We start from the raw sequence: 13,640 nt of genomic DNA on the forward strand, positions 1-13,640 counted from the left end.
ACTAGTGAAGGATTAATGTTTTTTCGATCTGTTCGAGCGAAGTACCCTTGGTTTCGGGCATCAGCTTCCAGACGAACAGGAGTTGGAGGACCATCATCCCGCAGAAAATCATGAAGGTGTTGCCGCCTCCCAGGGTTTCCGCTATGTAGGGGAAGGTAAAGGCGATGATAGCCGCCAGCAACCAATGCATGAAGCTGCCCATCGACTGCCCTGCCGCGCGTACCTGGTTGGGGAAGATCTCGGAAATGAAAACCCAGATTACCGCCCCCTGCGAAAGCGCGAAGAAGGCAATGTAAATGAACAGGTAAACAGGCACCGCATAACCACCCAGGTTACCACTGTAGAAAGCCTGCGCTACCAGCCCCAGCGTGGCAATCAACCCAAAGGAGCCGATGAACATCAGCGTGCGGCGGCCAAAACGGTCGATGAGGTTGATGGCGATGAATGTAAAACAGAAGTTGACCAATCCCACGCCGGCCGACGAGAGCAGTGCCGAACTTTTGCCCAGACCGGCCATTTCAAAAATCCGGGGCGCGTAATAAATGATCGCATTGATGCCGGAAACCTGGTTGAAAAACGCGAACAGCAATGCCAGCAGAACGGGCAATTTGTATTGGGAGGAAAAAATGGAGAGGCTGATGCCTGATTCGCGGCTGTGCTGCGCCGAAAGCTGGATATCGGACACGATACTGCTCACATCCATGCCGCTGTTGGCAACGGTCAGGATCCGGCGGGCTTCTTCCACTCTGCCACGCTTGACGATCAGCCAACGCGGACTTTCGGGAACGAACAGGATCGCGACCAGGAAAATGAGGGAAGGCACAGCCTGCACGCCCAGCATCCACCGCCAGTCGTTTTCTCCCAAACCCACGAGCAGGTAATTGGATAAATAGGCGATGAGGATTCCGAGCACAACGTTGAATTGAAACATCGCCACCAGCCGGCCGCGCGAGTTGGCCGGCGAAATTTCAGAGATATACAGCGGGGCCGTGACCGACGAAATGCCTACGCCGATGCCTCCCAGAAAGCGGAAGATCAAAAAGGAAACCCAATCCGAGGCCAGTGCAGACCCGAGAGAAGAAATGAGATAGAGGACCGCAATCGCGAACAGGGTGTATTTGCGTCCATACCGTTCGGAAGGAAAGGCGCCCGTGAGAGAGCCGAGGACGGTACCGATCAATGCGATGGACACTGTGAAGCCGTGCTGTACGGTCGTGAGACCCCACAATTGCTGGATCGATTTTTCCGCGCCCGAGATGACCGCGGTGTCGAACCCGAATAAAAATCCTCCCAGCGCGACTGTGAATGCCCAGAAGATTACCTTTTTGCTTGTCATGATTTTGGAATTAATTTCTGACGAAGCTAACCGGTAATGCGCTGGTCCTTTTTTAAATCAGTACCAAATGTTTTTAATTTTGACTGTGGATGGTTTTGTATTTAATTATTTGATTTTCAATATATTAAATAAATTTCAAAAAATGCTGTTTTTAAATATGTTTCAGGTTTTTGAGGAATTGTTTCATACCAGATCAGTCACACAAAACGGGTAAGCCCGGGTCGGCAGCGAAGGGGAGCAGCTGGCTGATCTGGGAGTAGGTGGTGCGGTTAACCGAAAGGTCGAGATCAGGTAATGCGCCGAATTTCACCCACGACACGCCGGATGTTTCGGTGGTGTGTTCCAGGATATCCCCGCCTGTAACCCGGCAGAGGATAAAGAATTTATAAACATACCAGGGCTCTTCGGGATGATCGTGTTTACTTTTGTCAAAAACGGCGAGCAACCGGGTAGCTTCGGCATGCAGGCCGGTTTCTTCGAAAGTCTCCTTCACCGCGACTTCGAACGGCGTGTAACCCACGTCGGCCCATCCACCGGGTAGCGTCCAGCGGTCATGATCTATTTTTTCCTGCACCATCAGGATTTCATCGGCATTTCTGAAAATCACTGCACGGACATCCACTTTGGGGGTTACGTAGCCGATTTCGTGTGGTAATATCCTGATAATCTGGTCCATGGGCGCATTACTCATATGGGCGAGGAGATCCAGGCTGATCTGACGGATTTCTTCGTAACGTTCACGATCGTAGTCGCCGGGTTGAAAGGCCAGGCCGGTTTGGGAAAGGGCCAGAATGCGTTTGATAGCTGCCAGCCAGGGATTTGCGGACATAACAATAAAAAAGGGACAAACGTAGATTGATTCATATCAGCCGAATCAGAGGGCCGGTTCTCTGTAAGTAACCGACGAATATCTGAAACTTTTTTTGAATTCAATCCGGCTTGCCCCCGTTATGAACGTTGAGTATAAGCGTTTGTAAATACTAAGGTGCCACCGCGAGTTTAAGGTGCTGCCGGTTGCCGTCGGTCATTTGTATTTCTACGGCATAGGTCCCCGGTTGCAATTTGCCGATGTTCATGCTGCCCTGGCGCAGTGCTGGCTGCAACGATAGTTTTCCGCTGATGTCGAATAGCCGGATACTCCTGACGTTTTCGGTCTTCACTCCTTTTAGATGTACTGCCGACACGCCGGCTGCCGGATTGGGAAAAATAGCTGCCGCTTCTGTGTCAAATGTCAGCACGGCAATGCGGCTGAATGCAAATGAGCCCTCTTCGCCGTCCGCGGCGTGGTCGATCATTTTAAGCCGGTACATATTGGTACCGGCCAGTGGAAAGGTGTCGGTATAGGAATAGTCGGTGTTTGTCGTTTCGCCGCCCCGGGCCATTACCTGGCTTAGCCGATGCCATTGCTTGCCATCGCCGCTGCGCTCGATGTCGAATGTGCCGGCGTTGATTTCCGAGCTCGTTTGCCATTGCAGATAAGCCTCATTCTCACGTTTTTTGGCCTGAAATGACACGAGCGTAACCGGCAATGCCGCTTCGGACTGCCCCGAAATAAAGAACCCGCTGAACCCGCTTACCTGGAATGACACCAGGTACATGGTATGGTCATCGCTTTCGGTAACGGTTACGTTCTGGATCAGTTGCGTAGGTCCCGAATAGGTGCCCGGGAATCCGTAAGGACTGGTACCATGGTATTGTACCACTTTCAGGTTGGCTGGGAGAGAGGCATTGTTGGCATTTCCGTAGGCCTGGTTATAGGTATCAAAATCCTGTTTGGAAAAGAATAGCGTCACTTTTGCAGGGCCATCAGTTCCGGAAGGGGTAATGTCGTAATGCCTTTTGACAAATACTTTTTGTCCTTCCGATAAGGTATTACCGGCAGCCAGGAAGGTTTTGACCGTCACGTTGCCGAGCGATCCCGGTGCGCCTGTGGGCTCGATCAGGCCGAAGGTTTTGCAATCGCTGGTAATGGAGGTCACGCCCGCATACACGGGTAATGTGGCCTGGTCGCCTCCTGCGGGTAACGTGCCGGGGCCCGCGATCGACTGTACTTCATACGCGCCCATGTCGGTTTGCATGTTGAAAATGCGGGTGTTGTTTGCCAGGTCGGTAGACAGTACTGGAAAATCCAACAGCGGCTCGTTGGTGCCGCGGTTAATGGCCGGGGAGCAGGGAAGGAGCGTCCAGTCGGTTTCCCCGACGAACTGCGGATTGGTGGTACCAGCGAGGTTATGGTCTTCATCGCTGGCGTTCATGCCTTCTACCAGGCTGTATGTGACCGAAATGGTGCTTTCCTCGCTGGTAATGCCGCTGCCGTTGCCGTAGATAATGCTGTTGCGGACGGTTACATTACCATTATATCCGGTAATGGTGCCCGGGTAGGCCTGGGTGTTGCCCGCAACCGTACAGTTAATAAGCGTCAGGTTGGCGTCGTCATTAAAAACAGCTCCGGCAAAATCGCTGGCCGAGTTGCCGGCGATCAGGCAATTGATCAGCGAAGCATTTGAACCGTCCTTGTTCATGATCGCGCCCCCATTGCCGAAACTCGCGGCATTGTTTCGAAACACGGTGTTGGTAATCAGCAACGATGCGTTGTCATTATAGATAGCCCCTCCGTCAGAAGCAGCGTTATTCAGGAACGCACAATTGGAAATGGTCAGTGCCACACCTGCGTTATGCATGGCTCCGCCGTCGTTTCCGAAAACCTCTGTGATGGTAAAACCATCAAAAACATCGTCCCGGGTCAGGTTGTTATAGTAGTTGTTGATAAACGGACCGACGGATGATGTCAGCACGGTGGCCGTCGAGGGATTGCCGTGGGCAATGGGCATCGGGCGCTGGTCGAGCGCGGTTTCGGTGCCGGCAAAGCTGCCGTACATTTTCACCCCGTGGATGAATGCCAGCTGGTCGTTGCTATTTTCGTACTCTCCGCGTGCCACCCACACCTGGTCGCCTTCGGAAGCAACATTCAATGCGTCACGCAGATTGGGGAATGCATTGGCCCAGCTATCACCGGCAGGGTCGGGCGCGGAGCTGGCCGCACTGACATACCAGATCGCGCTCGGCGTCACTTCGAACAGCCCGAGATCGATGGCCTGGCTGGTGAGCCTTCGGCCGCCGTCGAATGCGATAGGCGTGTCGTCCGTGTTTTTAGGGAAAACGGAAAGGTCGGTGGCAGGGTTACCGGCATTAGTCACAGGACTGCCTTTGCGCTGTCTGAAATCGAACTGCGCCGGGTCGCTGAACTGCGGGTCGGTATCGAGGATGTTGCTACCTCCTGCAAAGCCGCCCTGGATGAGCGAGTAGGATACGGCAGGTGTACCGCTCCCACCGATGCTGCTCGTGCCGCCGGGTGATGCCGGGTCGGTATTGTTCCAGATGATCGTATTCTCGATCACAGGCGACGAGCCGCCCACCGCATACAATGCACCACCATTGCCCGGTGTGGCGCCGCCTCCCACTTCATTGGCCGAAAAAGTGCAGTTCCGGATAGTAGGCGACGAATTGTCGAGAAAGATGGCACCACCTTTGCCCGAAGTAGTGCCTTTGGCCGAGTTGACCGCGAAAAGGCATTGCAGGATCAAAGGGCTTGAATCGAGCAGGTAAATCGCACCTCCCTTTCCTTCCGCCGCCGAGGGATTGGTGGCATTCTCCCCGAATGTGCAATTGGCGATCACGAGCGAGGAGTTGGTCGCGTGCAAAGCCCCGCCCCGCCGGTCACTACCGACAAGGAAACCGGTGCCTCCGGTAACCATGAACCCGTCGAGTCGTGTTGCGGCACCCGCACCCGAGACGGTAATGACGGTGCCACCCTGGCCCGTGAGCGTGGATTGGGCGGGGAACGACCTTTCCCGCAAATCACTTTCGCCGCCTTCGAAACCGCCGTAATAAGCCACGCCGTCGGTCAGTGAAAAAGGCGTATCGGTATCTTCGGTTTGATAATCACCATTCGTTACCCATACCTGCTTGACGGCCGGATTCAGGGCGGCCCCGCGTGTGGCGTAATACATGCGTTTGATGGCGTTGTTCCAACTACTGCCGTTGCCGGGCGTGCTTACATTCCGATCGACATACAATATCCCGTTACCGTCGGGTGTAGCCTCAGCAGCGGGGTCGTAGCTCGTTACTGACCCGTTGAGCGTGAAATTGTCGATAGCCGAATAGTTGCTGGACGACGTTCCGTTGGTAACCGCGATCCTGATCCGCATCGTATTCCGCAGTTTGGAAACGGTTTTGGTACGGGTAATGGCTGCCATATCTGTACTCGACGAAAAGGAAGACCCGTAATTTACGCCGTCGACCTGAACCTGGAATGTCGCGTTGTCGGCAGAGAACCGGGAGAAAGCAATGCTGGTAAGTTCAACCTGGTAACCCTCCTTTATCGTAACGGTGAGCACGTAAACGTGGTTATGGCCATAAAGTGCCATGGCGTTGTTGTCGTTGTAGCTGTAAGAGTAAGGCGTGTCACCGATCCCCGTCCACGCGCCCGTCAGGTTGGAATTAATGGAGGTAGGGGAATTGAAATTACTATTAGGGAAAGTGTGGTTGTAGATCACCGCCGAATGGGCGATGGTAGCAACCAGCAGTGCGCAAAACAGTGTGAAAAGGGGTCGTAGTAGTTGTGTATTCATAGCGCAGTCCGGAATGATGAGTGATCATTTTTAGCGCTGCAATATGGACTGTATGAATGCCCCGGGATTGTCAATTTTTAATCAGAAACTGTTCATTTTTCGTCATACAAGGCTGTTTTATCGTAAATTAGCTTCAAAGCACGCCATTTGAAGAAATTCTACATGCTCCGCCTGGTTCTCGTCTTCTTCCTGTACTGGCTGGCTGCCGGTTGGTGCCTGCCGGTAGCCGCCTTAGCACAATCGGCAGGGTTTCCGGTTCCCGAAAGTATCACGGCAAAACAGGGACTTCCGCAAGGCTTCGTGCCCGGCATTGTCCAGGATGCACGCGGCTTTATGTGGCTCGCCACGCGCGACGGGCTGTGCCGTTACGACGGCCGGAGTTTCAGGGTATTCCAACCGTCGGACACACAGGAGATGTCGCTTTCGTCATTAGGACTTGAAAACCTGCAAACCACTGCCGAGGGGAAAATCTGGATTACGACCGACCAGGGACAGATCGACCTCTTCGACCCCGTGCGGGAAACTTTTGTTAATTTTTCCCGCCAGGCTTTTTACCAGAAGCAGTTTGGAAAACGCTTTCTCAGAGATATGTACGCCGACTGCCAGCACCGGCTCTGGCTGATGTCGGACGGCGGCGGACTAGCCTCTATTCATTTAAATACCCAAAAAATCCGGCGGTATCAATCTACAGACGGGGATACCAGCGCCGTTGCGCAGGCACATGTGCGGTTTGTAAAAGAGGATAATGCCGGGAACATCTGGGCTATTACGAACAAGGGCCTTTTTTTGCAAAAACAGGGCACGGACCGTTTTGTAAAATACCACGCCACTACGCTCACCGCAGATATTGACAAGAAGGTAAATGCATTGAAGGAGCTGAACGACGGACGTCTGCTGTTGCTGTATGCGACAGGAATGGTGTTACTGGATCCCGTTACCGGCAATGGGCAGGTCAAGGAGCTGGTTTTGGATACGCAGGCTCAGTACCGGCATCCGATCGTTACCGATAGCAAGGGGAATGTCTATTTTTTTCGGATGAACCATTTGTACAGGCTTGGTAAGGACGATAGTCTCGCTGAATTTCCGGTCCAGGCGGATGTGCACGAGTTCAAAAGCCTCTATGTCGATCGTTCCGACGTGCTTTGGGCGGGTACCAACGGGCAGGGTATCCGGAAATATAACCTCAGGGCAGGCTATTTCAGTACCAAACCCTATTCCTCCGATTTCATAGCCGACCTCCTGCGCGATTTCTTGAAAGTCCCGACGACTGAAATGGCCAAGTTGCCAGCCGGGCTTTTCTCCTACAATTTCCGTTACGCATTCGACAGCCCGCAGAAAATGTGGTTCAGTGCCGGCAGGACGCCATTGTACGAACTGGATTTGACCACGCAAGCGATCAGGAGTATCCCGTTTCCGGTGGAAATCGCGGATATCAAGCGGTCGGAGCTGGCGATCAGCCTGGCGAAAGATCCCGACGGCCGCATGTGGGCCATGTACGACAGCCTTTTGTTTTCCTATCAAAACGGCATCTGGACGCGTTTTCCGCATGCCGTCAGGCCAGTCCGGCCGCGGTTTGGAATCGAATCGGGCATTTATCAGATCGTGGCCGACAGGCAATATATCTGGGTTGCGACGACCGCGCGCGGGTTGTACCGTGTCGATAAGGTCTCGGGTGCGATCAGGCGTTACGGAGAGGGTACACACTCGCTTAGCACCGACAATTTGCATTGCCTCTTTGCCGATCCGCTCGACGAAAACCTGCTTTGGGTGGGCACATTCGGCGGGGGCCTCTGCCGTTTCAACAAGCGCACCGGGCGTTGCGAGCGGCTTTCGAAGCTAAACGGCCTGCCTAACAACGTGGTGTACGCTGCGATCCCCGACCGGCAGGGCAATGTGTGGGTGGCGACCAATCAGGGTTTATGCCAGATCAACAGGAAAACCTTGCGCACGCGTACCTACACACGGGAGGACGGGCTGATGGCCGACGAGTTCAACCGCTTTCACGCACTCGCATTACCCAACGGCCGCATTTTTCTGGGTGGAATGGAAGGCATAACCGCTTTTGATTCTAAGCAACCCAATGAAGACCGGTACCGGCCGCCGGTTTATATTACGGGCATTTCCATCAACAATGCGCCTTTGGAGCCGCGACTGTCGGCCGGGGAGTTGCCGGTGGCCGCGATGCGGGGACTCGATCTGACCCATTGGCAGAATTTTCTCACGATCGAGTTCGCCGCCATGCAATACAACCGGAGCGACAAGATCCGCTATCGCTACCAGTTGACAGGTGTGGACGAGCACTGGATCGAAACCGAAACACCCGTGACCAAGTACACCGACCTCCGGCCCGGGAATTATGTGCTCCGGCTGAATGCGTCCAACACGCTCGGCGTGTGGAGTCCGGAAATACGGGAGTTGCATATCCGCGTCAGTCCGCCGTGGCGGCAGACGTGGTGGGCCTATACGATCTATTTTCTGGCCTTTCTGGGAGTGGTTTATGGTGTGTTAAGGATTTATGTAAACCGCGTCCGCATGCAGCAATCCATTGTTTTCAAACAAAAAGAAATTGACCTGAAAGCGAGGGAGGCAGAGCAGTTGCGGGAGCTTGACGAAATGAAGACCCGGTTTTTCTCGAACATTACCCACGAATTCAGGACGCCATTGACGTTGATCCTCGGGCCCACCGGCCAAATGCTGGAAGAGCGGCGGGAGCAAAAAGACAACAAGCGCCTCTCGCTCATCGACCGGAATGCGCGGCAACTGCTCGGACTGATCAATCAGTTGCTCGATCTTTCCAAACTTGAAGCCGGTACCACGCGTGTCGACGCAGCCTGGGGCGATCTGGCCGATTTTGTGGAAACGCTTACCGGCTCGTTCCAATTGGCCGCAGAAGCTAAAAGTGTAGCATTGGCGTTCGATAATCGCCTTGAAAACCGTTATTACTGGTTTGATCATGAAAAACTGGAAAGGATTGTCACTAACCTCCTTTCCAATGCGGCGAAGTTTTCGGACGAAGGCGGCCGGATACTGGTGATGATCCGGGAAACGAGGCCGGAAGGAGTGGAAATCGCCGTTGCGAATACTGGCGCCCGCATTCCGGAAACACAGCTGGATCGCATTTTCGACCGTTTTTATCAGGCCGATCAGCAAACAGGTTACCACGAGGGTACTGGTATTGGCCTGGCGATTGTGAAGGAGCTCGTCGGATTGCAGGGTGGGAATGTTTCTGTCAAAAGCGGCGCCGACGGCTTTGATACCATTTTTACAGTGGCTTTGCCGTACCGCCCGGCCGGGCCGCAGCATTCAGCTGAAAATGCAATTTCGAAAATCAATGGAAACGGACATATCGTTCAAAAGTCCGGGCATTTACCCAAAATTCTGCTCGTGGAGGACAATGCGGGACTGGCTGAATTTGTTTCCGACAGTCTGGCCGAAAATTACCGATTCTACCACGCGAAGAATGGCGAGGAGGGGCTCGCAATGGCCGGCGAAATGATGCCCGACCTGATTATCAGCGATGTGATGATGCCGGTCATGGATGGTTATGCTTTTTGTAAACACATTAAATCCAACCTGGAAACGAGCCACATTCCGGTGGTGCTGCTGACGGCCAAATCGGCCCTGGAAAGCAGGGTGGAGGGGCTGGAACTCGGTGCCGACGACTACATTACCAAACCTTTTCACCTGCCCGAGCTGCGCCTGCGCATGCGCAACCTGCTCGACAGGCAGGCACGCCTGTATGAGCGTCTGCGTGCGGGGTTCGCGTCGCCGGATGCCATACCGGCAGGTCAGGCGGAAACCACAGACCCGTTTCTGATCAAACTACATCATATTCTCGATACCCGCCTGGATGACCCTGATTTTGGTGTAACCGAGCTGATCCGCGAGATCGGCATGAGCAACAGCAGCCTGAACAGGAAGCTCAAAATGCTGACAGACCTTTCCGCGGTGGAATTGATCCGTAACTACCGGCTGAAAAAAGCGGCTGCGTTGCTTTCGGACGGTATTTCCGTGTCGGAAGCAGCTTATGCGGTGGGTTTTGATAACCTTTCCTATTTTGCCAAATGCTTCCGCGACCTGTACGATATGACACCCCGTGAGTTCGCTGCGAACGGCAATTAATGAACCTTCACGCCGCTATGACGACGCCTTTCCTGAATGCGGAGGGACTGGTACCGTGGTGTTTGCGAAACTGGCGGCTGAGGTGGCTTTCGTCGGTATAACCCAGTTCGGCGGCTATTTCGCTGATCGTCAGACTGCTCTGCGTGAGCCGCTGTCCCACCAGTTTGATGCGTGATGAGCTGATATAGCCTTGCAGGCTTTCCCCGGTGTATTTCCGGAAATATTCGCCCACATAATTAGGTGAAAGGTTGAATTGTTGCGCCAGATACTCGACGCGCAATTTTTCGGGGTCGGCGATATGCCTTTGGATATGCAGCAATACCTGATTGATAAGTGCTTCCTTCGTGCCGGGGCTGTCAGTTTTGCGGCCGTCGTGCACATTGCGCGCAATCACATTGAGGATGAGCGTAACCAGATGCCGCAAATTCTCCTCATGGCCCGTTTGCCGCTGTTCGTATTCGGTGATCAGGTGTGAGATCAGCGATGCGATCATCCGGCAGTCGCCTTCATTGCGGATCAGCAATTCTTCGAAGCGGTTATGGTGCGCGAAAATCGTTTCTAGCTGTTTCAGCCAAGCCGTCACCCGCTCCTTGTCCTGCTCGGTTTTGTATTCGGATAAAAACACTTCAGAGAACCGGATGGAGCAGAACCGGGTGGATGTTTCGACGTCGAACCCGCGGCAATCTAGCGGTGTGAACAGGAATATGCTGCCCGGGCGGTACGGAAACCGGTTCCGGTTGGTCTCGCGCGTGCCGGTACCGTCCATGATCCGGACGATCTCGAAGAAGTGGTAGATCAATGGCCGCTCGTTCCAGCAATCCATGTCGGCTACGTAAACTTCGAAGGGTTGATGCAGTGTTTTTTGTTTCATAACCTGTAAAAATACCGAAAAAACCATGCAATGTCACTGTTCGCCGGCTGGCGCTATGGATAGTTTTGTATTCAAAAAAAGTAGTGATGAATACGGAGAAAAAACTATTGACACCACTTGTAACGGGTGCGCTCGACTTCCCAAACCGCGTTGTGATGGCACCTATGAACCGCCGCAGGGCATTGAATGGCGTACCGGGCGAATCGACGGCGCTGTATTTCGGTCAGCGGGCAGGCGCGGGGCTGATCATTACAGACAATACCGCCGTGGCGCCGAACGGTATCGGTTACATGGGTACCCCCGGAATTTACAACCAGGCGCAGATCAATGGCTGGAAACACGTTACCCGCGAGGTGCATGCGCGAGGCGGCCGGATCTTTATGCAGCTGGTACACGCAGGCCGTATCGGGCATTATCTCAACAATGAAGGACAAATGTCGCTGATAGCACCGTCGGTGGTGACGGCCGAAGGGCTGATACGCACACAGGGGGAAATCCATTTGCCCAACAGCGAGCCGGTGGAGGCTTCCGCTATCGACGTGCGCAGGCTGATAGACGAGCATATTCAGGGGGCGATCAACGCTATTGAAGCAGGTTTTGATGGAGTGGAAATACACGGCGCCCACGGCTTTTTGCCGGAGCAATTCCTGCACCCGCACACCAACAAGCGCACAGATGCTTACGGCGGAAGCATCGCCGCCCGAAGCCGCTTCCTGCTCGAAATCATGGAGGGCGTGGTGGCCGCAATCGGGAAGGAGCGGACAGGGATACGCCTTTCGCCGTTTGTGAAGCTAAACGAGCTGCCCGAATATGCGGAGGAAGCGGAAACGCAGCATTATGTCGTAAATGCATTGCAGGAAATGGGCGTTTTGTATATCCATCTGTCCGATCAGGGGCCTGCCGGGCGTGGCAAGATCCCGGAAGCTTACATCCGGGACCTGCGCCGGCGTTACCACGGGTTGATCATGCTGGCAGGAGGTTATACCGCCCAAACCGCAGAAGCGGTGTTGGAAGCAGGTCTCGCCGATCTGATCGCATTTGGTAAACCCTATATCGCCAACCCGGACTTGACCGAGCGTTTCAGGCTGGATATTCCTCTCGCAGCAGGCGACCCCGGGACGTATTATCAGGGCGGCGACACGGGCTACACCGACTATCCGTTTGCAGACGCAGCCTGCGACAGCACTTTGGCGCAAATGCCACCGCAATCTGTCATTAACCCACACCTATTTTGACCGGGAATCATTTTAGGTTTGTAAAAACCTTCATTGGGATATTTTTTATGCGCGTAAAAGATTTTCATCAAACGGTAGACGTCTGGCTCAAAGGTTTGGAACCGTACGATTTCGTGGAACTCACTGCACAACCGGCTCCCCGCAGCTGGTCGCTGGGACAGGTGTATATGCATGTCCTGGACGAGACGGATTTTTATTTCAACCAGATCAGGGTCTGTCTCGCTTCGAATGATCATGCGATGGAAGAATCGACCCAGGAAGCGAAACTGATGTTCCGGAACAATGCTTTTCCAGACCTGCTCATTGTCGGCCCGCCGTCCAATGCGTTGGTGCGTCAGCCGCAGAGCAAACAAATTCTGGCGGATCGTTTGGTTCGGCTTAAAAGCCTCATCGACGAAACCGACAAACTGATCACCGGCAGCCTCCTCCACGGAAAGGCGTTTCACCCGGGCCTGCGTTACCTGAGCGCGCAGGAGTGGTTTCAATTTGCGGAAATGCATTGCAGACATCATTTGCGACAGAAGGCTAGGATCGAAGCGTTCCTGGAACGTACATTTGGAAGGTAGCCCATTGGAAACATACCCGATATGAAAAGATTGCAACTGCTCGCCTTGTGTTGTATCCTCGCGCTGGAACCTGTTTTAGGTCAGATGCGGCCGGACACCGCTTTGCTGGGAAAGAATACAAAAGTCGGCCATTTTGCACCGGTACGGGGCATCAGGCTATATTATGAGTCATACGGAACGGGGGAACCGGTGCTTTTCATTCATGGCAATGGCGGTTCCATGCGCGATTTCCGCCATCAGGTTATCGCATTTGCAAAATCCCACAAGGTGGTCCTGGTCGACAGCCGCGCGCAGGGTAGGTCCGTGGATCCGGGCGATTCGCTATCCTATGAAATGATGGCCGATGACATGGATGCATTGCTCGAACACCTCAAAATTGATTCGTGTTACGTGGTGGGGTGGAGCGACGGAGGGATCACTGCGATCCTGCTCGCCCTGCGACATCCGAAAAGGGTGCGCAAACTGGCTGCGACGGGTGCTAACCTCTGGCCGGATTCGACGGCGCTCGACCCCTGGATGTACCGGACGATCGCCGATTGGGACAACGAACTGGCGAAGACTGCAGCCGATGCGGCCAGGCGGAATGAGAAAAAGCTCGTTCACCTCATGGCTGTCCAGCCGCACATTATCCTTCGGCAGTTGCGTGATGTGCGCTGCCCCTCGCTCATCATCGGCGGCGACAACGACGTGATCCTTCCCGAGCATACGATGCAGATAGCCCGCGCTATTCCCCGGTCGTATCTGTGGATTTTACCAAATTCAGGGCACTCGACGCTGGTACATTATAGTGAGGAGTTCAACCGGGTGGTAATGGATTTTTTCAAAAAGCCATACAGGCCGATCCGGAACGCTGCCAAACTGGAATAGGCCGTTTATAGT

At 53.9% G+C, this 13,640-nt stretch carries 8 protein-coding genes; 4 read left to right on the top strand and 4 right to left on the bottom strand.

From position 1 onward, the window contains the following. Position 1: 1 nt before the first annotated feature. From BP71_RS01735 to BP71_RS01745, 3 genes are all read right to left on the bottom strand, one after another. A complete protein-coding gene (locus BP71_RS01735) occupies positions 2-1,336 on the bottom strand; it encodes a sugar porter family MFS transporter (protein WP_496375953.1) in 1,335 nt (444 codons plus the stop codon). Positions 1,337-1,529: 193 nt separating this feature from the next. Then, the gene (locus BP71_RS01740; RefSeq protein WP_496375955.1) at positions 1,530-2,165 is read right to left on the bottom strand and encodes an NUDIX hydrolase; all 636 of its coding nucleotides are present in this window, start codon (positions 2,163-2,165) and stop codon (positions 1,530-1,532) included. Positions 2,166-2,316: 151 nt separating this feature from the next. After that, entirely contained in the window at positions 2,317-5,967 is a 3,651-nt protein-coding gene (locus BP71_RS01745; protein WP_496375957.1) for a choice-of-anchor Q domain-containing protein, read from the bottom strand. A 147-nt stretch (positions 5,968-6,114) separates the two neighbouring features. Here BP71_RS01745 and BP71_RS01750 point away from each other — a divergent pair, with 147 nt between their 5' ends. Then, positions 6,115-10,089, top strand: a complete 3,975-nt coding sequence (locus tag BP71_RS01750; protein ID WP_496375959.1) for a hybrid sensor histidine kinase/response regulator transcription factor — start codon at positions 6,115-6,117, stop codon at positions 10,087-10,089. Between the two features lie 7 nt (positions 10,090-10,096). Here BP71_RS01750 and BP71_RS01755 read toward each other — a convergent pair whose 3' ends face one another. Next, complete coding sequence (locus tag BP71_RS01755; protein ID WP_496375961.1) at positions 10,097-10,960, bottom strand: AraC family transcriptional regulator; 864 nt, start codon at positions 10,958-10,960, stop codon at positions 10,097-10,099. Positions 10,961-11,046: 86 nt separating this feature from the next. On the opposite strand from BP71_RS01755, the gene BP71_RS01760 reads away from it, so the two are divergent. The 3 genes from BP71_RS01760 to BP71_RS01770 are packed head-to-tail and all read left to right on the top strand — an operon-like array spanning position 11,047 to position 13,628. Beyond that, positions 11,047-12,195 (top strand): alkene reductase, encoded by a 1,149-nt coding sequence (locus tag BP71_RS01760; protein WP_496375963.1) that lies wholly within the window; start codon positions 11,047-11,049, stop codon positions 12,193-12,195. Between the two features lie 47 nt (positions 12,196-12,242). Next, on the top strand, positions 12,243-12,761 hold the full coding sequence (locus tag BP71_RS01765; protein ID WP_496375965.1) for a DinB family protein: 519 nt from the start codon (positions 12,243-12,245) through the stop codon (positions 12,759-12,761). 21 nt (positions 12,762-12,782) lie between these two features. Continuing rightward, positions 12,783-13,628 (top strand): alpha/beta fold hydrolase, encoded by an 846-nt coding sequence (locus tag BP71_RS01770; RefSeq protein ID WP_496375967.1) that lies wholly within the window; start codon positions 12,783-12,785, stop codon positions 13,626-13,628. Positions 13,629-13,640: the final 12 nt, after the last annotated feature.

The sequence above is a fragment of the Dyadobacter ginsengisoli DSM 21015 genome, assembly GCF_059568735.1.

Bases quoted from the DNA above. Each gene is read 5' to 3' on its own strand.
- BP71_RS01735 (WP_496375953.1), bottom strand. From the start codon at position 1,336: ATGACAAGCAAAAAGGTAATCTTCTGGGCATTCACAGTCGCGCTGGGA.
- BP71_RS01740 (WP_496375955.1), bottom strand. From the start codon at position 2,165: ATGTCCGCAAATCCCTGGCTGGCAGCTATCAAACGCATTCTGGCCCTT.
- BP71_RS01745 (WP_496375957.1), bottom strand. From the start codon at position 5,967: ATGAATACACAACTACTACGACCCCTTTTCACACTGTTTTGCGCACTG.
- BP71_RS01755 (WP_496375961.1), bottom strand. From the start codon at position 10,960: ATGAAACAAAAAACACTGCATCAACCCTTCGAAGTTTACGTAGCCGAC.
- BP71_RS01760 (WP_496375963.1), top strand. From the start codon at position 11,047: ATGAATACGGAGAAAAAACTATTGACACCACTTGTAACGGGTGCGCTC.
- BP71_RS01765 (WP_496375965.1), top strand. From the start codon at position 12,243: ATGCGCGTAAAAGATTTTCATCAAACGGTAGACGTCTGGCTCAAAGGT.
- BP71_RS01770 (WP_496375967.1), top strand. From the start codon at position 12,783: ATGAAAAGATTGCAACTGCTCGCCTTGTGTTGTATCCTCGCGCTGGAA.